Source organism: Pseudomonas migulae (assembly GCF_043225285.1).
Taxonomy (GTDB): Bacteria; Pseudomonadota; Gammaproteobacteria; order Pseudomonadales; family Pseudomonadaceae; genus Aquipseudomonas; species Aquipseudomonas migulae_C.
Genome location: NZ_CP171224.1, coordinates 6,119,534 through 6,139,859 on the forward strand (window position 1 = coordinate 6,119,534; position 20,326 = coordinate 6,139,859).

A 20,326-nucleotide genomic window follows, 5' to 3' on the forward strand; every position below is an offset into this window, starting at 1 on the left:
AGACTGCGGTGCGCCATTCGCGAGCAAGCCCGCTCCCACATTGGATCTCCAGCGTTCACAAATCCAATGTGGGAGCGAGCCTGCTCGCGATGAAGTCACCTCGATTCCACTGAATGACACGAACCGGGCTCTTGATGAAACGCTACGAAAAATTCGCCGACGACATCGCTGAACTGATCCGCTCCGGCGTTCTCGGCCCCGGCCAGCGCGTGCCCTCGGTGCGCTACGCCAGCCAGACTTACGGCGTCAGTCCGTCCACCGTATTCCAGGCCTATTATCTGCTGGAGCGCCGCGGCCTGATCCGCGCCCGCCCGCGCTCCGGTTACTTCGTCAACACCCATGCGCCGAGCCCGTTTTCCGAGCCGGTGATCAGTAGCCAGGTCAACGAATCCACCGAGGTCGACGTCAGCGAACTGGTGTTCTCCGTACTCGACTCGATCAAGGACCCCAACACCGTCCCGTTCGGCTCGGCGTTCCCCAGCCCGACCCTGTTTCCGCTGCAACGGTTGTCGCGCTCCCTGGCCAGCGCCGCCCGGGACATGGACCCACGCATGGTCGTCACCGACATGTCGCCGGGCAACCCGCAACTGCGTCGACAAATCGCCCTGCGCTACATGGTCGGCGGCCTGATGTTGCCCATGGAAGAGCTGCTGATCACCAACGGCGCGCTCGAAGCCTTGAACCTGTGCCTGCAAGCCGTCACCGAGCCTGGCGACCTGGTGGCTATCGAAGCTCCGGCGTTCTATGCCTGCCTGCAAATCCTCGAGCGCTTGAAGCTCAAGGCCGTGGAAATCCCCGTGCACCCGCGCGACGGCATCGACCTCGGCGTACTTGAGCAAACCCTGGAGCGCCATCCGATCAAGGTTTGCTGGTGCATGACCAGTTTCCAGAACCCCATGGGCGCGACCATGCCCGAGGCCAAGAAACAGGAACTGGTGGAGCTGCTGCGCAGGCATCAAGTGCCGCTGATCGAAGACGATGTCTACGCCGAGCTCTATTACGGCCAGCAAGCGCCGAAACCGGCCAAGGCCTTCGATACCGAAGGGTTGGTGATGCATTGCGGTTCGTTCGCCAAAAGCCTCGCGCCGGGTTATCGGATTGGCTGGGTGGCGGCCGGGCGCTATGCGCAGAAGATCGAGCGATTGAAACTGATGACTTCGCTGTGCGCATCGATGCCGGCTCAGGCGGCGATTGCCGATTACCTGCAACATGGCGGCTATGACCGACACCTGCGCAAACTGCGTTATGCGCTGGAAGAACAGCAGAGCGCGATGCTGGCGGCGATTGCCCGCTATTTCCCCGCGCAGACTCGGGTCAGCCAACCGGCGGGCGGGTACTTCTTGTGGCTGGAATTGCCGGCTCAGATGGATTCGTTGAAGTTGTTTCAGATGGCGCTGGCGCAAGGTATCAGCATTGCGCCGGGGCCGATTTTCTCGCCGGCGCAGCGGTTCAGGAATTGTATCCGGTTGAATTATGGGAGCCCTTGGGATGAGGCTGCGGAGAAGGCGATGGAGACGTTGGGGCGGATTGTCAGGTCATTCTGAATAATTCGCTGCCTGACCGACCGCCATCGCGAGCAGGCTCGCTCCCACAGTTGAGCGAGTGCCCCTGTGGGAGCGAGCCTGCTCGCGATTAGGCCGGAACAGGCAGCACAACACTTGAGGCCTACCGCCCGCCCCCCAGATCAACAAACGTCCCCGTCGCATAAGAAGCCTTGTCCGACAGTAACCACACAATCGCCTCCGCCACTTCATCCGGCCGGCCACCACGCGCCATCGGAATCGCCGATTCCAGCTTGCTGACCCGGTCCGGATCGCCGCTCAGCGCATGAAAGTCGGTGTAGATGTAACCAGGGCGAACCGCGTTGACCCGAATCCCCTCGCCTGCCACTTCCTTGGACAAACCGATGGTAAAGGTGTCGAGCGCGCCTTTGGAGGACGCGTAGTCCACGTATTCGTTCGGCGATCCCAGGCGGGCGGCAACCGAGGACACGTTGACGATGCTGCCGCCCTGCCCGCCATGCTTGGGCGACATGCGCAGGAGCGCATGTTTGGCGCAGAGGATCGGCGCCAGGACGTTGGTCCTGAGGGTTTTGAGAATGCGGAATTCGGACATTTCTTCGACCCGGGATTTGTGGCCCACCGTGCCGGCGTTGTTGACCAGTGCGGTGACTCGGCCCAGTTCGGTATCGACCCGGTGAAACAATGCGATCACTTCGTCTTCGATGCTGACGTCGGCACGTACCGCGATAGCCTGGGCACCGAGGGCGCGGACTTGCTCCAGAACGCTATGTGCCGCTTCTTCATCGGACTGATAGTTGATGCAGATCCGGTAGCCTTGACCGGCAGCCAACAATGCGGTGGCGGCGCCGATGCCGCGACTGGCGCCGGTGATGACGATGACTTTGTCCATGCGAGCTGTTCCCCGTACTAGCTTAAGCAGTCGGGGCAAAGAATAACCGCCATTCAGGGTTTTTGCATGGGGTGATGTGGCGACTGGACTGGCGCTATCGCCGGCAAGCCGGCTCCCACGAGGATTTGTGGCGGGCCTGAACGATGTGAACAACCCGGTCCTCTGTAGGAGCCAGCTTGCTGGCGATAGCGGCCGCGAAATCGATGCAAGTCTCACAGGCCCCATCGCCGGCAAGCCGGCTCCTACAAGGGTTGTGCCTCGGCGGTGAGCGGTAACGCGGTCGCTCGCTCCGCTCGGATAATGTCCACCATGAAGCGCTCCGCCGGCAGCGGATGCCCCAGCAGATAACCCTGCAAGGAATCGCACCCCAACTGGGTCAGGAAGTCCTGCTGCACGTCGGTTTCCACCCCTTCGGCGACGATCCGCAGGCCCAGCGCCTGACCGAGGGCGACGATGGCGGACACGATGGCCGCATCGTCGCTGTCGCGTTCCAGGTCACGGACAAATCCGCGGTCGATCTTCAGTTCGTTGGCCGGCAAACGCTTGAGGTACATCAAGCTCGAATAGCCGGTACCGAAGTCGTCAATGGACAGGTCGACGCCCATCTCCGAGAGTTCCTTGAGCACCGTCATGCTCGCGTCAGCGTCGCTCATGGCGGTGGTTTCGGTGATTTCCAGAGTCAGGCTGTTGGCCGGCAAATGATGCGTCTCCAACGCCTTGGCCACGCTTTGCACCAGGCCGGCATGGCAGAACTGCAACGCCGAGAGGTTCACCGCGATGCGCCAGTCGGTGTAGCCGAGCACGTACCACTCGCGCATCTGCCGGCAGGCTTCGTTGAGCACCCAGTCGCCGATAGGAATGATCAGCCCGGTCTTCTCGGCGAGGTCGATGAACTTGTCCGGCAGCAACATACCTTGGGTCGGATGCTCCCAGCGCAGCAACGCTTCGGCACCGACCGGCCGGCCGTTGCTCGCGTCGAACTTCGGCTGGTAATGCAGGCTAAATTGGCGCTGGTCGACAGCATTGCGCAGGTCTTGCAGTAATTGCAGCTGCTTGCGCGCGTTGCTGTTCATCGAGGCGTCGAAGAAGCTGTAGCCGTTTTTGCCTGCGCCCTTGGCGTGGTACATCGCCGCGTCGGCGTTCATCAGCAGTTCTTCGGCGGACTGGCCATTCCCCGGATACAGGGCGATGCCGACGCTGGCGGATATCTGCAAGTCATGCTCGGCAACGCGGAACGAACGCGCGATCAATCCGACCTGCCGGGACGCCAGGTTCAGCGCGTCATTCTCGTCAGCCAGTTGCACCAGCAACACGAACTCATCACCGCCAATCCGCGCCAGGGTGTCCTGGCTGCGCAGGTCCTCACGCAGGCGCAGTGCGACTTCACGCAGCAACAGATCGCCCATGTGATGGCCGAATGCATCATTGACCGGCTTGAAACCGTCCAGGTCGATGAACATCAGGGCAAAACAGCCGCCCTCCGCCCGCACTCGCGACATCGCCTGATCGATGCGATCGGCCAGCAATACCCGGTTCGGCAGGCCGGTCAGGGTGTCATGCAGCGCCAGTTGGGTCAGTTCGCGATTGGCTTCTGTCAGCGACTTCGCCAGATCGGCAGTGCGCGCTTCCAGGCGTGCATCGAGAATCGAAGTGAGCAAGGCGATGCTCAGCACCGCGAGCGTGGTGATCAGGACCAGACTGTCCAGGCCCTTGCCGTTCAGGCCGCTGACCGCCGCGCCACAGAAACTGCCATCAGGAAATTGCGCGGCGGCCATGGCGGTGTAGTGCATGCCGACGATGGCAATGCCCATGATCACGGCAGCGCCGCCACGGATCAGACTGACGAAGGGGGTGTTCCGGCGCAGGCGGAAGGCGATCCACAAGGCCGCGCCCGAAGCGCCGACCGCAATGAGCAGCGACGCGCTGAACAGTGTCGGGTCGTAATCGATCCCCGGCTGCATGCGCATGGCGGCCATGCCGGTGTAATGCATGGCGCTGATGCCGGCGCCCATGACCAGCGCACCGAACGCCAGTTGCCAGGCCGGTAATTTGGGTTGGCTGACCAGCCACAGGGCGAAGCCGCAGGACAGGATCGCAGTCAGCAACGACAGCGCCGTCAGGGTGACGTCGTAGCCCAGGTCGATGGGCAGGTCGAACGCGAGCATGCCGATGAAATGCATCGACCACACGCCAATGCCCATCGCAAAAGCGCCGCCCGCCGTCCAGAAATGCACGGCCCGCCCCCGGGCCGTGGCGATACGCCCGGTCATGTCGAGCGCCGTATAGGACGCGAGAATCGCCACGAAGAGCGAGATGATGACCAGCGTGGGGGAATAGCTACCGATGAGCATGGGACTTCTCGAGACTACCCGCCGTACTGCTTCCGTTCTCGGGGGGCAAATCGGGCGATTGTACTGAATGCGCAAAAGAACGCACTGACAAAATTAGCAAAGAGCCATCAACCCGATGAAACGCTTGTTTGATTGCTGCGACGGCTCTGGTAAAGGCGCCGGGTACCGATGGCGCTAATGAAATCGCCATCGCCAGCAAGCTGGCTCCTACAGGTACGGTGTGCACCTCGATATCTCTGGCATTCCCGTTTTTTTGTAGGAGCCGGCTTGCCGGCGATGGCGTCTGTGAGATCGCTATCGCCAGCAAGCTGGCTCCTACAGGTACGGCGTGCACCTCAATATCGCTGGCATGCCCGTTTTTTTGTAGGAGCCGGCTTGCTGCGGGCGGCGTTCCGACGATGGCGTCTGTTAGATCGCTATCGCCAGCAAGCTGGCTCCTACAGGTCGAGCTGGCCGTCCCAGCCACCACCGAGGGCGGCAATCAACTGCACGCTGGCGATCAAGCGGCTCTGCAACAAATCCAGCATGGTGCGTTCATTGTTCAGCGCCGTCGCCTGCACCACCACGACATCCAGGTAGGCAATCACACCGGCCTTGTACTGGTTCTGGGTCAGGCGCAGCGACTCCCGCGCCGCGTCCAGTGCCTGCTGGCGCACGCCGGACTCGTCTTCCAGGACCTTGAGTTGAACCAGGTAATTCTCCACCTCGCGGAAACCGTCGAGCACGGTCTGGCGGTACTTGGCCACGGTTTCGTCATAAGCCGCTTCACTGCGGTCGACTTCGGCCGAGCGCTGCCCGCCGTCAAACAGGGTCATCGCCAGTTGCGGGCCCACCGACCAGAAGCGGTTCGGCACGCTGATCCAGTTGGAGGACGTACTGCTGCTGTAACCACCATTCAGGCTCAGCGTCAGATCCGGGTAATAAGCGGCCTTGGCCACACCGATGTTGGCGTTGGCGGCCATCACCGAACGCTCGGCGGAGGCAATGTCCGGGCGCCGTTCCAGCAACTGCGAAGGCAGGTTCAGCGGCACCTCCGGCAACACCGGGATGGTTTGCGTCTCCGCGAGGCTGAATTCGGCGGGCGGCAGGCCGATCAGCACGGCAATGGCGTTCTCGAACTGGGCGCGCTGCCAGATCAGGTCGACCAATTCGGCCTCGGTGCTCTTGAGCTGGGTAGTCGCCTGCGCTACCGCGTCCTTGCCGGAAACACCGGCGCGGTATTGGTTTTCGGTCATGGTCAGGGAGCGCTGATAAGCCTCGACGGTCGATTGCAGCAGCCGTCTTTGCTCGTCGATCACCCGTAATTGCAGGTAGTTTTGCACCAGCTCCGATTGCTGGCTCAGGCGCATCGCCGCCAGATCGGCAAAACTCGCCTCAGCGTTGGCGGTGTCGGCCTCAAGGCCCCGGCGCAACTTGCCCCAGACATCCGCTTCCCAACTGACACCGGCCTGGGCCGTGTAGGTGTCGCGGATACCGCTGGAGGAACTGCTGAGGCTGGAACTGCTGCTGCCGGTGCCCTGGCTGGAACGGTTCTTCCCGACGGTCAGGTCCACCGTCGGGAAAAACGCCCCGCGCGCACTGCGCACCAGGGCCTGAGCCTGACGGTACTGCGCTTCGGACTGGGCAACCGTCTGGTTAGAGCTGTTGAGTTTCTCGATCAGGCCATTGAGTTGCTGGTCGCCATACAGCTCCCACCAGGCACCACGGGCCAGGGAATCGCTCGGATTGGCCTGACGCCAACCCGCTGCTTCCTTGTACTGCGCCGGCGCGGCAGCCGTCGGGCGCTGGTAATCCGGGCCGATGGCGCAGGCACTGAGCATCGCCGCACACAGCGCCAGGCTCAACAAACGCGAGCCTCGGGCCATGATCAGCGGTGCAGACAGGGTGATAAGCGAACGGTCAGTCATAGCGGAGTTTCCAGAGCAGCATCGGTACGCACCCCACGCCAGTGGTTGAAACGATGGCGCAGTTTGTCGAGATAGAGGTAAACCACCGGAGTGGTGTAGAGGGTCAGCACCTGACTGAAGATCAGCCCGCCGATGATGGTCAGGCCCAGTGGCTGACGCATTTCCGCACCTTCGGCCCGGCTCAGCAGCAACGGCAAGGCACCGAGGATCGCGGCCAGGGTGGTCATCAGAATCGGTCGCAGCCGTTGCAGGCAGGCGCTGCGAATCGATTCCAGCGGCTCCAGGCCCTGATGCCGTTCGAGTTGCAGCGCGAGGTCGATCATTAGAATGGCGTTTTTCTTCACCACACCGATCAGCAGGAACAGCCCCAGCAACGAGATCAGGCTGAACTCGCCGCCCAGCACATAGATCGAGAGCAACGCGCCAACCCCGGCCGACGGCAAGGTCGAGAGAATGGTCAGCGGATGGATGTAGCTTTCGTACAGCACGCCCAGCACCAGATAGACCGCCACCAGCGCGCCCAGGATCATGAACGGCTGGCTCTTCTGAGTCGCGGCGAACGCGTCGGCGGTGCCGGCCATCTTGACGATCACGTCTTCCGGCATGCCGAGTTTGGCAATCGCCCGCTCGATGGCGGCCGTGCCCTGCTCCACCGTCACGCCTTCGGCCATGTCGAAGGAAATGCTTTCGGAGGCGAACTGGCCTTCATGGCTGACGCGGTCGTCTTCCAGGCTGTTTTCATAGTGAGCGATGGTCGACAGCGGAATCCGCGCGCCGTCGGCGGTGATCACTTGTACTTGCTTGAGGGTGATCGGGTCCTGAGCGTATTTAGGATTGACCTCCATCACCACCTGATACTGGTTGAGGCTGTCGTAGATCGTCGAAATCTGCCGCTGGCTGTAGGCGTTGTTCAACACGGCGGTGACCATGTCCATGTCGACGCCCAGGCGTTTGGCCTGATCACGGTCAACGATCAACGTTACCTGCTGCGCGCCGCGCCCTTCGCGGGCGTCAATCGCGGTCAGCTCCGGCAAGGCCTTGAGCGCCGTGACGACCTTCGGATACCACTCGCGCAACTCGCCGAGGTCGGCACTTTGCAGGATGTATGAATACTGCGAGGTGGTCTGTTCACGGCCACCGCCGAATTGCAGGTCCTGATCCGCCATCAGCATCAATTGCGCACCGGCAACCTTGGGCATTTCCTTGCGCAGGCGTTCGATGACCTTTTGTGCGGAAATACTCCGCTCCTTGATCGGCTTCAGGCGCACTAGCATGAAGGCGTTGTTGGTGCCGTTGGTGCCGCCGATAAAGCCGGCGACGCTTTCCACCGCTTCGTCTTTCAGCACCGCACGGCGGAAAATTTCCATTTTCGGCTGCATCACACTGAATGACAGACCATCGTCACCGCGCACGAACCCGATCAGTTGTCCGGTGTCCTGCTGGGGCATAAACGTTTTTGGAACAACCACATACAGCGCAATGTTAACGCCGACTGTCACAATCAGACTGAGCAACGTCAGACGACGGTGACGCAGCACCCAGTCCAGGCTGGTCGCGTATTTGCCGACCATCCAATCGTTGGTTCGCCGACTCCAACTTTGCAGGCGGTTCTCCTGCCCGGGCGTATGCGGCTTGAGCCAACGGGCACAGAGCATCGGTGTCAGCGTCAGCGAAACCACCAGCGACACCACGATGGACGCTGCCAGGGTGATGGAAAACTCGCGGAACAGGCTTTCGATAATCCCGCCCATGAACAGGATCGACAGGAACACTGCCACCAGCGAGACGTTCATCGACAACAGCGTAAAACCGACTTCCTGCGCCCCGAGGTACGCGGCCTTCATCGGCGGCACACCTTCGTCGATGTGCCGGGAAATGTTCTCCAGCACCACGATGGCATCGTCCACCACCAAGCCGGTGGCCAGGATCAGTGCCATCAGCGACAGGTTGTTCAGCGAGAAACCGTACAGGTACATCACCGCAAAGGTGCCGACCAGCGACACCGGCACCGCCAAGGTCGGAATCAGCGAGGCGCGGAAGTTACCGAGGAACAGGAACACCACCAGAATCACCAGCGCCACGGCGATCAACAGGGTCATTTCCGCTTCGTGCAGGGTTGCCTTGATCACCGGCGAGCGGTCCATGGCCAGGTTCAGCTTGACGCTGGCCGGCAGCACCGCCTGCAAGGCCGGCAACTGGGCCTTGATCTCGTTCACTGTCTCGATGATGTTGGCACCGGCCTGGCGGTTGATCACCAGCAGCACTGCCGCGTCATCGTTGAAGAAGCCGCTGTTGTAGCGGTCCTCGACGCCGTCGCTGACTTTCGCCACGTCCTTCAGGCGCAGGGCTGCGCCGTCGGCGTAGTGAATGATCAGCGACTCGTAATCCTTGGCTTTTTCCAGCTGATCGTTGGCCTGGACCTGCCACAAACGCTGGCCGTCTTCGACCGAACCCTTGGGCCGGCGCACGTTGGCGTTGGCGATGGTGTTGCGCACATCGTCTAGCGCCACGCCGTACTGGTTCAGCGCCTGGGGTTCAAGTTCGATACGCACCGCCGGCAACGAACTGCCGCCGATCTGCACTTCACCGACGCCCTGCACCTGGGACAGGCTCTGGGACAGGATGGTCGAGGCCAAATCGTAGAGCTGGCCCTTTTCCAGCACATCCGAGGTCAGCGACAGCACCATGATCGGCGCCTGGGACGGGTTGACCTTCTTGTAGGTCGGCATGCTGCGCATCCCGCTCGGCAACAGGTTGCGCGAGGCGTTGATCGCCGCTTGCACTTCCCGCGCCGCGCCGTTGATGTCGCGGTCGAGGTCGAACTGCAGAATCACCCGCGTCGAGCCCTGGCTGGATCGGCTGCTCATGGTGTTGACCCCGGCGATGGCGCCGAAGGAACGTTCGAGCGGCGTGGCCACGGTCGACGCCATGACTTCCGGGCTCGCGCCGGGCAGGCTGGCCTGGACCACGATCACCGGGAAGTCCATTTGCGGCAGCGGCGACACCGGCAGCAGGCCGAAGCTCACCCCGCCCAGCAACATGATCGCCAGGCTCAGCAGCATGGTGGCGACCGGGCGTTTGATGAAAGGTCCGGAGAGGTTCATGGCTGCTCGACCACTTCCACGGAGCCGGCTTTATGCCCCCAACGACGGCCGAGGCGATCGAAGTACAGGTAAATCACCGGTGTGGTGAACAAGGTCAGCACCTGACTTACCAACAAACCACCGACCATCACCAGGCCCAGCGGCTGACGCAACTCCGCGCCAGAACCGGTGGCCAGCATCAGCGGCACCGCACCGAACAACGCCGCCAGAGTGGTCATCAGGATCGGCCGGAAACGCAGGAGCGCCGCCTGATAGATCGCGGTTTCCGGGTCCATGCCCTGGTTGCGTTCGGCGTCGAGGGCGAAGTCGATCATCATGATCGCGTTCTTCTTCACAATACCGATCAGCAGGATGATGCCGATGATCGCGATCATCCCGAGGTCGTTGCCGCTCAACAGCAAGGCCAGCAAGGCACCGACCGCCGCCGAGGGCAAGGTCGAGAGAATGGTGATCGGGTGGATGTAGCTCTCGTACAACACGCCCAGCACGATGTACATGGTCACCACCGCCGCCAGAATCAGCAGCAAGGTACTCGACAGCGACGCCTGGAACGCCTCGGCTGCGCCCTGGAACTGGGTCTGCACGCCAATCGGCATACCGATGTCTTTCTGCACCTGCTCGATGATTTCCACCGCATGCCCCAGCGCCACGCCGGGCGCGAGGTTGAACGACATCATCACCGCCGGGAACTGGCCGATGTGAGTAATCGCCAGTTGCGCCTGACGCTCTTCGATGCGCGCCAGGCTGGACAACCGCACTTGCCCGCCATCAGTGGTCTTGACGTGAATCTGGTTCAGCGCGTCCGGGCCGATTTTTTCGCCGGACTGCGACTGCAGCACCACACGGTACTGGCTGGCCTGGGTGTAAATGGTGGAAATCTGCCGCTGGCCGAAGGCGTCGTACAGCGCGTCGGTGATGTTCGACACCGAGACACCGACCCGCGAGGCGGCATCACGGTCGATCACCAGATAAACCTGCAGGCCTTTGTCCTGCAAATCACTGGCGACATCGGTCAGTTCCGGCCGCTGGGCCAAGGCTTCGACCAGACGTCCGCTCCACAGGCTGAGCAGCTCGGAATCCGGCGACGACATGCTGAACTGGTACTGCGTGCGACTGACCCGATCTTCGATGGTCAGGTCCTGCACCGGCTGCATGAACAGGCGAATGCCGACCAGCTTGTCCAGTTCCGGTTGCAGGCGGGCGATCACTTCGGTCGCACTCAGGTCACGATTGCTGTGGGATTTGAGGTTGATCAGCAAGCGACCGCTGTTCAATGTCGAGTTATCGCCGTCAACGCCAATGTAGGACGACAGGCTTTCCACCGCTGGATCCGCGAGGATCACTTTCGCCAGTTCCTGCTGCCGCTCGCTCATCGCCGCAAAGGAAATCGACTGCGGCGCCTCGGAAATGCCCTGGATCACGCCGGTGTCCTGCACCGGGAAGAAGCCCTTCGGCACCACCAGATAAAGGAACACGGTCAATGCCAGCGTGCCGACGGCCACCAGCATTGTCAGGGGCTGATGCTTGAGAACCCACTTTAACTTACGTCCGTAAGCCGCGATCATCCAATCAATTGCCGCGCCGCTGGCACGGTAGAAACGGCCTTGTTCTTCTTCCTTGGGTTCACGCTTGAGCAGCCGCGCGCACATCATTGGCGTCAGGGTCAGCGACACCACCAGGGAAATCAGGATGGCCACCGCCAGGGTGATCGCAAATTCGCGGAACAGGCGACCGACCACGTCAGCCATGAACAGCAGCGGAATCAGTACCGCGATCAGCGACAGCGTCAGGGAAATCAGGGTAAAGCCGATCTGCTTGGCGCCCTTGAGCGCCGCGTTCAACGGGCTGTCGCCCTCCTCGATGAACCGGGAAATGTTTTCCAGCATCACGATCGCGTCGTCCACCACGAAACCGGTGGCGATGGTCAGGGCCATCAGGGTCAGGTTGTTGACCGAGAACCCGGCGAGGTACATCACGCCGAACGTACCGATCAGTGACAGGGGCACGGCCACCGACGGAATGATCGTGGCGCTGGCGCGACGCAGGAACAGGAACGTGACCATCACCACCAGCGCGATGGCGATCAGCAGTTCGTGCTGCACGTCGGTGACGGACGCACGGATGGTCTGGGTGCGGTCGGTCAGTACCTTGACTTCGAGACCGGCCGGCAGGTTGTCGGTGATGCTCGGCAGCAAGGCCTTGATTCGGTCGACCACCTCAATGACGTTGGCGCCGGGTTGACGCTGAATGTTCAGCAACACCGCCTGGTTTTCGTTGGCCCAGGCTGCAAGGCGTTCGTTCTCGGCACCGTCGACGATTTCCGCGACGTCCTTGAGCCGCAGCGGCGCGCCGTTGGCGTAGGCCAGGATCAGGTTGGCGTAATCCTTGGGCGAAGTCAGCTGGTCGTTGGCATCGAGCATCGAAACCCGGGTCGGGCCGTCGAAGTTGCCCTTGGGCTGGTTGACGTTGGACGCGCCAATCAGGGTGCGCACGTCCGACAGGTTCAAACCGTTGGCCGCGAGGGCCTCGGGGTTGACCTTGATCCGCACCGCCTGACGCTGGCCGCCGGCAATGCTGACCATGCCGACGCCGCTGATCTGGGCGATCTTCTGCGCCATGCGCGTATCGACCAGGTCATTGAGCTTGGGCAGCAACATGGTTTTGGAGGTGATCGCCAGGGTCAGCACCGGGGTGTCCGCCGGGTTGACCTTGTTGTACACCGGCGGTGCCGGCAGGTCCTTGGGCAGCAAGTTGGTCGCGGCGTTGATCGCGGCCTGCACCTGCTGCTCGGCGACGTCCATGTTGATGTCGAGACTGAACCGCAAGGTCAATACCGAAGCGCCGCCGGAGCTGGTCGACGCCATCTGGGTCAGGCCGGGCATCTGCCCGAACTGACGCTCCAGCGGCGCAGTGACCGCACTGGTCATGACGTCCGGGCTGGCGCCGGGATACAGCGTCATCACCCGAATCGTCGGGTAATCGACTTGAGGCAGGGCCGAAACCGGTAGCAGGCGGTAGGCGATCACGCCGGCCAGGACAATGGCCAGCATGCTCAGGGTCGTGGCGACCGGGCGAAGGATGAACAGCCGCGAGAGATTCATGCGCCGCCCTTTTTCGCCTTGTCGGTGGTCACCGGCTCAGGGGTGCTGGACGCCGACTTGCCTTGCAGGTGGCCGGTCGGGGTGGTCGGGACGTCCTGGGTGTCGTTGACCACTTCCACTTCGCTGCCTTCCTTCAGGCGGTCGGTGCCTTCCAGCACCACACGATCGCCCGCTGCCAGGCCTTCGGTGATCACGGTGTTGTCACCGTCGCTGGCGCCGACTTTCAACTGGCGGATCGTGACTTTCTTGTCACCGTCCATGGCATACACGAAGGTGCCGTTGGTGCCGAACTGGATGGCGGCCGACGGGGCGAGGATCACTCCCTTGAGGGTGTCGGCCAGCAGGTGAACGTTGACGAACTGATTGGGGAACAGCGCCTGATCGCGGTTTTCGTAGCGCGCCTTGAATTTCAGGGTGCCGGTGGTGACGTCGATCTGGTTGTCCAGGCTCTGCAGCACACCGGTGGCCTGGATTTTGGTATCGCCACGGTCCCAGGCTTCGGCGGGCAGTTTGGCGCCGGTGCGGTAACGGGCCAACACTACGTCGAGGCTGTTTTCCGGGAGGGTGAAGGCCACGCTGATTGGCTGGGTCTGGGTGATGATCGCCAGCGCCGTGGTGTCGTTGGCGGCAACGAGGTTGCCGACGTCGAGTTGGCGCAAGCCGACGCGGCCGGCAATCGGCGCGCGGATCCTGGTGAATTCGAGATTGAGCTTGGCGTCGTTGACCGCCGCCTGATTGGTCTTGACCGTGCCCTGATACTGGCCCACCAGCGCTACGGCGGTGTCCAGAGTCTGCTTGGCGATGCTGTCTTCGCGGTACAGATTGCTATAACGCTCGACATCGACCTGAGCGTTTTTCAGTTGCGCCTGGTTCTGCAGCAAGGTGCCTTCGGCTTGCAGCAAGGCGTTCTGGTAGGGACGCGGGTCGATTTCCGCCAGCAGGTCGCCCGCCTTGACCATCTGCCCTTCTTCGAACGACACCTTGATCAACTCGCCGCCCACCCGGCTGCGCACGTTAATGGTGTTCAGCGCCGTCACGGTGCCCAACGCCTTGTAATAAAGCGGGAAGTCACCCTTGACCGCCGGCGCCACTCGTACCGGAACCGGACCGGTCGCGCCACCGAAACCCGGGCGCATCCCGCCGGCCTTGCCGGTGTGCCCGGCGACGGCTTTTTGCCCCGAGCCTTCTTTTGGCACAGCGCTGCCGGGCCAGAACTTCCAGCACAGGCCAGCGATGACCAACAGGACGAGCAGGCCGAACAGCCAGCGACGGGGACTACGGGAAGCGGAGGATTGCATTGAATGATCAACCATTGGGCGCGTGGGCTTCTTCTACGGGAGGCTGAACGATAAGCACTGGCGGGTAATTAGCAAAGCGCCTTTACCGGCAATTTACCTTCGGCTTACGTAACAGGAGATTTATCTAAGACACTGAAGCACAAATGAAAACGGCCTGGACAGAGCCAGGCCGTTAACAATTGTAAAGGTATGCTTATTTCAGAACGGCAAGCGCAGCTTCGTAGTTTGGTTCTTCAGCGATTTCCTTGACCAGTTCGCTGTGCAGCACGTTGTCGTTTTCGTCCAGCACCACGACCGCACGGGCGGTCAGGCCTTTCAGCGGACCGTCGGCAATCGCAACGCCGTAGTTCTCGATGAACTCTGCGCCACGCAGGGTCGACAGGTTCTGCACGTTTTCCAGGCCTTCGGAACCGCAGAAACGGGCCTGGGCGAATGGCAGGTCTGCGGAGATGCACAGCACGACGGTGTTGGCGACGTCATTGGCCTGGGCGTTGAACTTGCGAACCGACGTGGCGCAGGTCGGCGTGTCGACGCTTGGGAAGATGTTCAGCACTTTGCGCTTGCCGGCGAAGTTCGCCAGGGTCACGTCGGACAGATTGCCGGCAACCAGGGAAAAGGCTGGCGCCTTGGAACCGGCTTGAGGCAGTTGGCCGTTGACTTGAACCGGGTTGCCTTTAAGAGTGACTTGAGCCATGAACGGAGTCCTTCTGAACGTTGTTGTAGAGAAATTCGACGAGGCCGAAGTTAACCATGAAATGGCCCCGCCACCTACCCCGGATACAAATCGTGATAACTCACTTTATAGCCCGGATGTCCGCAAAATCCTGTAGGAGCGAGCCTGCTCGCGAAAGCATCCGATCATTCAACATAAATGTCGATTGCAAGGGCCTCTTCGCGAGCAGGCCAGCTCCCACAGGTCCGCGTACGGCTACTATTTTAGCCAGCGTCCTGTCGATTCCAGCCGTCGCCATTCGACCATGCGGTGAATACTCAAACCAAGCGGAGACACCACCATGCGATTCATGATCATCGTCAAAGCCAGTGCCGACTCCGAGGCTGGCGTGATGCCCAGCGAAGAACTGCTGACAGCGATGGGCAATTACAACGAGGAACTGGTCAAGGCCGGCATCATGCTGGCAGGCGAAGGTTTGCACCCCAGCAGTAAAGGCGCCCGTGTGCGCTTTTCCGGCGACAAGCGCTCTGTCATCGACGGCCCGTTCGTGGAGACCAAGGAACTGATCGCCGGCTTTTGGCTGTGGCAGGTGAAATCGAAGGAAGAAGCCATCGAGTGGGTCAAGCGTTGCCCCAACCCGATGCCGGGCACCGAAGCGGATATCGAGATTCGTCAGGTGTTCGAGGCAGAGGATTTCGGTGCGGAGTTCACGCCGGAGTTGCGCGAGCAGGAGGAGCGGTTGCGCGAGCAGGTCAGGAAGCTCTGAACGGTCACAAAAAGTACACGTCCATCCGTTTTTAGGACGGTGGACGTGATCGGCGGCTCGACCAAGTAGTAACGTTGAACTGACAGCGGATGAAAAAACCAGATTTCTAATCAGACACCCCTTATTTATGGTCAGTCAGCGCAGCGCAGCGCAGCGCATATCTTGCTATTATCGGGATGAGTTTTTGCTACAAACCCATCAATTAAATTTCTACAAATCATTTAGATCTAATCAATTTGAATGGTTTTCACCGAGTGCGGCTGGTCTCTGATACGAAGCTCAGCTGAACATATAGTAGGCCCATCATCACCTATATGAAACTGATCATGTCCGACTGCGTCTGTAAACGATGTTTGCCTCATCAACCCATTGACTCTCCAAAAAACGTGCGAGTTAGGTAATACAGCTCCATTCCTGCTTGCGTAAACATGTAAAACCCAGCCCTTGAAGTGATGAGGGGATTTTGAAATCGCGGTCAAGGTTGTAGATGTATCGTGAAAGCCGGGAACTAAACGGTAACCGACCGGTATCACAGTATTAAATTTCAAAACAATAGTTTCATCACTTCCCGAAAGCTTCATTTTCCATACGCCTCCACTCTCCCCAACCAAGACAGGCGTCTCAGGCAAGGGATCACATTCCCACTCACCACTGGAATATGAAAATGGACTCATAGATACCGCTAGCTCCGGTAAATTATAGGGCACCAGCTTGACTTCCATCTCTTCATCTCGAGTCACATAAATATCCCTTGCCAGTGGATCAGCGGGTACCCCGTTTATGAGAAGTGTATATTTTTGCTCGGGCAGTGCCACCCAACCGTCAATCTCCCAAACTTCGTTTACTTCCCGGCTAAAAACAATGATCTTAAATGATCCACTAATATTGATTGCTGGGCTTAAGACCCACCTGAACAATCCATTTTCTCTAGAGATCCAACTTGAGTCTGGATAAATACCAATCACCAGCCCGTCGCTAGTAACCAATCGCATTGCAATCTCGGACGCAACTTCTTGTGCTACTTCTACAAAAACATCAACTGCTTCTCCGTGCGCAATAGCAAAATTATCCCCCCAAGCAATGACTTTACGCTTAACCTGTAAAACTGCTCGTTTCCAGGGGTTTTCGGCGCCCGCATTGGATTTAAGTTTTGCGTCCATATTGGCTTCTCTAAAAATAGTAAAAAAGTTAAAACCAAAATCAATATCCCGAAAAAAATTCCTCTCGCCTACTGGCATAAATGACAGTTGCAATACCCATTCACAATAAATGCCAGCCAGATCCGCTTTGTTATGGAATAAACACAAACTCCGTTTCCGATGGAGTTTTCGTATTTATCCTCAATACGAAACCCACGCCCCCAACCAACGAATTAATCCCTCCGACTGGCGAACCCGGTGCCAGCTGCTAACGTCATCAGACGTGTCCTACAGGCTTGATAGGAAAGAGATTACGCCGCAACGGCCGCTAAGTGCCGAGTGACCAATGAGCCACCAAGGAACCGGGGAATCATGTCGAATCGATCAGGAGCGAACGCCTTTTTACTGGCGGCATCAATGACGTCCGCCGTTTGTGCGCACGCTGACAACGCCGAGACGGCCAACAAAAGCAATAACCCGCTTAACCTCGCGCCGGGGATGAACCTGCAGGATTACTACACCCCGAAATTCTACGATTCCAATATCCATTCCAACGACGTGTTGTTGCGCGGCACGCTGCCGATTGCCTCCAACGACTTCATCGGCGTCCCGCAATTGCTGCGCGCCACCGCTCCGATCAGCACGCGACCGGACCCGCACGGCGGTTACAGCACCGGTGAGGGCGATCTGAACGTGTTCGATATCTTTCTGCTCAAGACCGACGGCGTGCAGTTGGGCATCGGCCCCATGATCACTGCGCCCACCGCTGACCAGGACGAACTGGGTACGGGCAAATGGCAGGCAGGGCTGGCGGCCATCGCGATCGACTCCTCGCCCCGGGGCTTGCTCGGCGCGCTGGTGCAGTACCAGAGTTCTTTTGCCGGCGACAACGACCGCCCGCACGTCGAATCGGCGACCTTTCAGCCGTTTGTCATTCACAACCTGCAAGCAGGGTGGTACCTGCGCTCCACCGCAACCTGGACCTTCGACCTGAAGAACGACACCCATTACATCCCGCTCGGGCTGGGTGCCGGCAAGGTCTGGAAATCCGGGACCAATATCCTCAATGCCTTCATCGAGCCGCAGTGGACCGTCGAGCACAAGGGCGATGGTCAGGCCCAGTTCACGTTGCTCGCCGGTATCAACGTCACCTTCGGTAAATAAGGATTTCCCATGCACGGTGCATTTCGCGCAGCCGGTTTCAGTTTGATGAGCATGTTTGTCAGTTGCGGGGTGGGCGCTCAGGACGCAAGTCCCGCCAGCGCCTTCACCGCAACGCCCGAGGAAGCACGGGCCATCGCCAAGGAAGCCTATCTGTACGGTTTCCCGGTGGTGGAAATGTACAAGACCCTCTACACCCAGGCGATTGACAAAAAGAGCCCGAACTACAAGGCGCCGTTGAACCAGATCGGCAACACCGCCAAGGCCTTCACCGCCAAGGACACAGCGTTCGTCACGCCCAACGCCGACACGCCCTACTCTTTTGTCTGGATGGATTTGCGCGCCGAACCGATGGTGCTGACGTTGCCGCCCATCGAAGAAAACCGTTACTACTCGGTGCAACTGATCGACGCCTACACCCAGAACTTCGCTTACCTGGGCACGCGCAGCACCGGCAACAACGGCGGGCACTTCCTGATTGCCGGCCCGAACTGGCAAGGTCAGCAACCGGTTGAAATCGATCGCCTGCTGCGCAGTGAAACCAACATCGCGTATGCGCTGTACCGCACGCAGCTGTTCGATGAAAAGGACCTGGCCAAGGTCAAGCAGATCCAGAAAGGCTACAAGGTCGAGCCACTGAGCCACTACGTCAAACAGAAGGCCCCGCCGGCTCCGGCGAAAATCGACTGGCCGAAACCGACACCGACGATGAGCGAAACCCCGGACCTGTTCCGCTACCTGAACTTCATGCTGTCGTTCGCCCCGCCTCAGGACGTGGAGAAAGACCTGCTGGCGCGCTTCGCCAAAATCGGCATCGTAGCCGGCAAGCCGTTCAAACCCAACGAGCTGCCGGCCAGCCAGCGCAAGGCCCTGGAGGATGGTATCGCCGATGCCAAGGCCGAATTCGCCCAATTCAAAAAGGACAAGGTCGACAGCCATCAGGTCAGCAGCGGCGATTTGTTCGGCACCCGTGATCACCTGAACGGCAACTACCTGTACCGCTACGCCGGCGCCAACATGGGGATCTTCGGCAACTCCGCCGAAGAAGCGAATTACATCGGCTACTTCGTCGACAAGGACGGCCAGCCGGTCGATGCCTCGAAACACGACTACACCCTGCATTTCGACAAGGGCGCCCTGCCCCCGGCCGATGCGTTCTGGTCGCTGACGATGTACGACGGCAAGAACAAATTGCTGGTGGCCAACCCGCTGAACCGTTACCTGATCAACTCGCGGATGTTGCCGGACCTCAAACTCGATGCCGACGGCGGGCTGACCCTGTACGTGCAGAACAAGGCACCGGCCAAAGACCTGCAAAGCAACTGGCTGCCCGCACCGAACGGGCCGTTCTACGGGGTTTTGCGTCTGTACCTGCCGAAACCGGAAGTGGCCAGCGGCGAGTGGAAAATGCCGTTGCTGACGCCTGTCGATCAACCAAAACAGTAAACGGAGTCAGTCATGGTCAAGCCTTGTGTTGTGCGTCCTTTACTGGCCCTGTGCGTGCTCGGTGGCAGCCCGGCACTGCTGGCGGCCGAAGGGGGTGTCGGTCGGCCGATCACCGGCCAGCAGGTGTTTTCCAACGCCGGGGTCGTGCCGCCGGCACCGGGCTGGGTCATGTCATTCACCAGCATCTGGTATGACGGCGACTTGAAGGGTGGCAAGGGCGTGCCGATTGTCGGTGAGGTCGGTGCGGACCTGGACATGAAAGTCTCCTACACCATGGCCAACTTCACCCGTGTCTGGGACACCGGTAAAGGTCCATGGAACTATGCGTCGGCCATTGGTGTGCCGGTGCAGTACACCGACGTCACCGTGTCCATCACCGGTCCGCGCGGCCGCACCTTCGGCACCGAGGACACCGGCACCCAGTTCGCCGACATGCTGGTGACGCCGATTGCCGCCGGTTATCACTTCGACGAGGTCAACCACATCTCGTTTTCCCTGCCGATCTACGTGCCCACCGGTGCCTATAACGATGATCGCCTGGCCAACGCCGGCCAGAACAATTACACCTTCATGCCCACCGTCGCCTTCACTCACCTGGATGGCAAGGGCGGTGAATTCACCCTCGCGGGCAGCCTGGAGTTCTACACCGAAAACCACGCCACGGATTACCGCACCGGCGACATCTTTACCCTTGAAGCGCTGTGGACCCACGGCTTCGGCAACGGCTGGAACGCCGGCATGGCCGCCGGTTACATCCAGCAGATCAGCGACGACAAAGGTGACACCGCCGATGCCCTGAACGGCTTTCGCGGTCGCTCCGTCGGTGCGGGACCCGTCATCGGCTGGGCCGGCAAGTTCAACGACGCCCAGGCCAGTGTCAGCGCCCGTTGGGTGCCAGAGTTCGACAGCAAGAACCGGCCGGAAGGCAACGGCGTTGCGATCAACCTGACCTTGGCGTTTTTCTAGGA

Annotated in this window: 13 protein-coding genes; 5 read left to right on the forward strand and 8 right to left on the reverse strand. The window is 60.3% G+C overall.

Translation table 11 applies throughout. The features are described 5' to 3' along the window. The first annotated feature begins 134 nt into the window (after positions 1–134). Positions 135–1,544 carry a GntR family transcriptional regulator MpaR gene (gene mapR / locus ACF6ZU_RS28040; RefSeq protein ID WP_392889035.1) on the forward strand — a complete coding sequence of 470 codons (1,410 nt, stop codon included), beginning with the start codon at positions 135–137 and terminating at the stop codon, positions 1,542–1,544. A 121-nt stretch (positions 1,545–1,665) separates the two neighbouring features. Here the strand turns inward: mapR and ACF6ZU_RS28045 are convergent, their stop codons facing one another. The 7 genes from ACF6ZU_RS28045 to tpx form a co-directional block, all read right to left on the reverse strand. Next, positions 1,666–2,412: an SDR family oxidoreductase gene (locus ACF6ZU_RS28045; RefSeq protein ID WP_392889037.1), complete on the reverse strand. Its 747-nt coding sequence runs from the start codon at positions 2,410–2,412 to the stop codon at positions 1,666–1,668. Positions 2,413–2,654: 242 nt separating this feature from the next. Continuing rightward, positions 2,655–4,763 carry a putative bifunctional diguanylate cyclase/phosphodiesterase gene (locus ACF6ZU_RS28050; protein ID WP_392889039.1) on the reverse strand — a complete coding sequence of 703 codons (2,109 nt, stop codon included), beginning with the start codon at positions 4,761–4,763 and terminating at the stop codon, positions 2,655–2,657. A gap of 437 nt (positions 4,764–5,200) precedes the next feature. Further along, entirely contained in the window at positions 5,201–6,670 is a 1,470-nt protein-coding gene (locus ACF6ZU_RS28055; RefSeq protein WP_392889040.1) for an efflux transporter outer membrane subunit, read from the reverse strand. Beyond that, on the reverse strand, positions 6,667–9,774 hold the full coding sequence (locus ACF6ZU_RS28060) for an efflux RND transporter permease subunit (protein ID WP_392889042.1): 3,108 nt from the start codon (positions 9,772–9,774) through the stop codon (positions 6,667–6,669). The genes ACF6ZU_RS28055 and ACF6ZU_RS28060 overlap by 4 nt, the downstream gene beginning before the upstream one ends. Further along, entirely contained in the window at positions 9,771–12,875 is a 3,105-nt protein-coding gene (locus ACF6ZU_RS28065; RefSeq protein WP_392889044.1) for an MdtB/MuxB family multidrug efflux RND transporter permease subunit, read from the reverse strand. The genes ACF6ZU_RS28060 and ACF6ZU_RS28065 overlap by 4 nt, the downstream gene beginning before the upstream one ends. Beyond that, the gene (locus tag ACF6ZU_RS28070; protein ID WP_392889047.1) at positions 12,872–14,188 is read right to left on the reverse strand and encodes an MdtA/MuxA family multidrug efflux RND transporter periplasmic adaptor subunit; all 1,317 of its coding nucleotides are present in this window, start codon (positions 14,186–14,188) and stop codon (positions 12,872–12,874) included. The genes ACF6ZU_RS28065 and ACF6ZU_RS28070 overlap by 4 nt, the downstream gene beginning before the upstream one ends. Before the next feature lie 178 nt (positions 14,189–14,366). After that, complete coding sequence (tpx, locus tag ACF6ZU_RS28075) at positions 14,367–14,867, reverse strand: thiol peroxidase (protein WP_392889048.1); 501 nt, start codon at positions 14,865–14,867, stop codon at positions 14,367–14,369. A gap of 319 nt (positions 14,868–15,186) precedes the next feature. On the opposite strand from tpx, the gene ACF6ZU_RS28080 reads away from it, so the two are divergent. After that, on the forward strand, positions 15,187–15,612 hold the full coding sequence (locus ACF6ZU_RS28080; protein ID WP_392889050.1) for a YciI family protein: 426 nt from the start codon (positions 15,187–15,189) through the stop codon (positions 15,610–15,612). 227 nt (positions 15,613–15,839) lie between these two features. On the opposite strand, the gene ACF6ZU_RS28085 is transcribed toward ACF6ZU_RS28080, so the two are convergent. Continuing rightward, a complete protein-coding gene (locus ACF6ZU_RS28085; RefSeq protein ID WP_392889052.1) occupies positions 15,840–16,865 on the reverse strand; it encodes a hypothetical protein in 1,026 nt (341 codons plus the stop codon). A gap of 258 nt (positions 16,866–17,123) precedes the next feature. On the opposite strand from ACF6ZU_RS28085, the gene ACF6ZU_RS28090 reads away from it, so the two are divergent. The 3 genes from ACF6ZU_RS28090 to ACF6ZU_RS28100 are packed head-to-tail and all read left to right on the forward strand — an operon-like array spanning position 17,124 to position 20,324. Further along, the gene (locus ACF6ZU_RS28090; RefSeq protein ID WP_392889055.1) at positions 17,124–17,915 is read left to right on the forward strand and encodes a hypothetical protein; all 792 of its coding nucleotides are present in this window, start codon (positions 17,124–17,126) and stop codon (positions 17,913–17,915) included. A gap of 9 nt (positions 17,916–17,924) precedes the next feature. Beyond that, positions 17,925–19,358: a DUF1254 domain-containing protein gene (locus ACF6ZU_RS28095; protein WP_392889057.1), complete on the forward strand. Its 1,434-nt coding sequence runs from the start codon at positions 17,925–17,927 to the stop codon at positions 19,356–19,358. Positions 19,359–19,370: 12 nt separating this feature from the next. Next, positions 19,371–20,324, forward strand: a complete 954-nt coding sequence (locus tag ACF6ZU_RS28100; RefSeq protein ID WP_392889059.1) for a transporter — start codon at positions 19,371–19,373, stop codon at positions 20,322–20,324. The last annotated feature ends 2 nt before the right edge of the window (positions 20,325–20,326 follow it).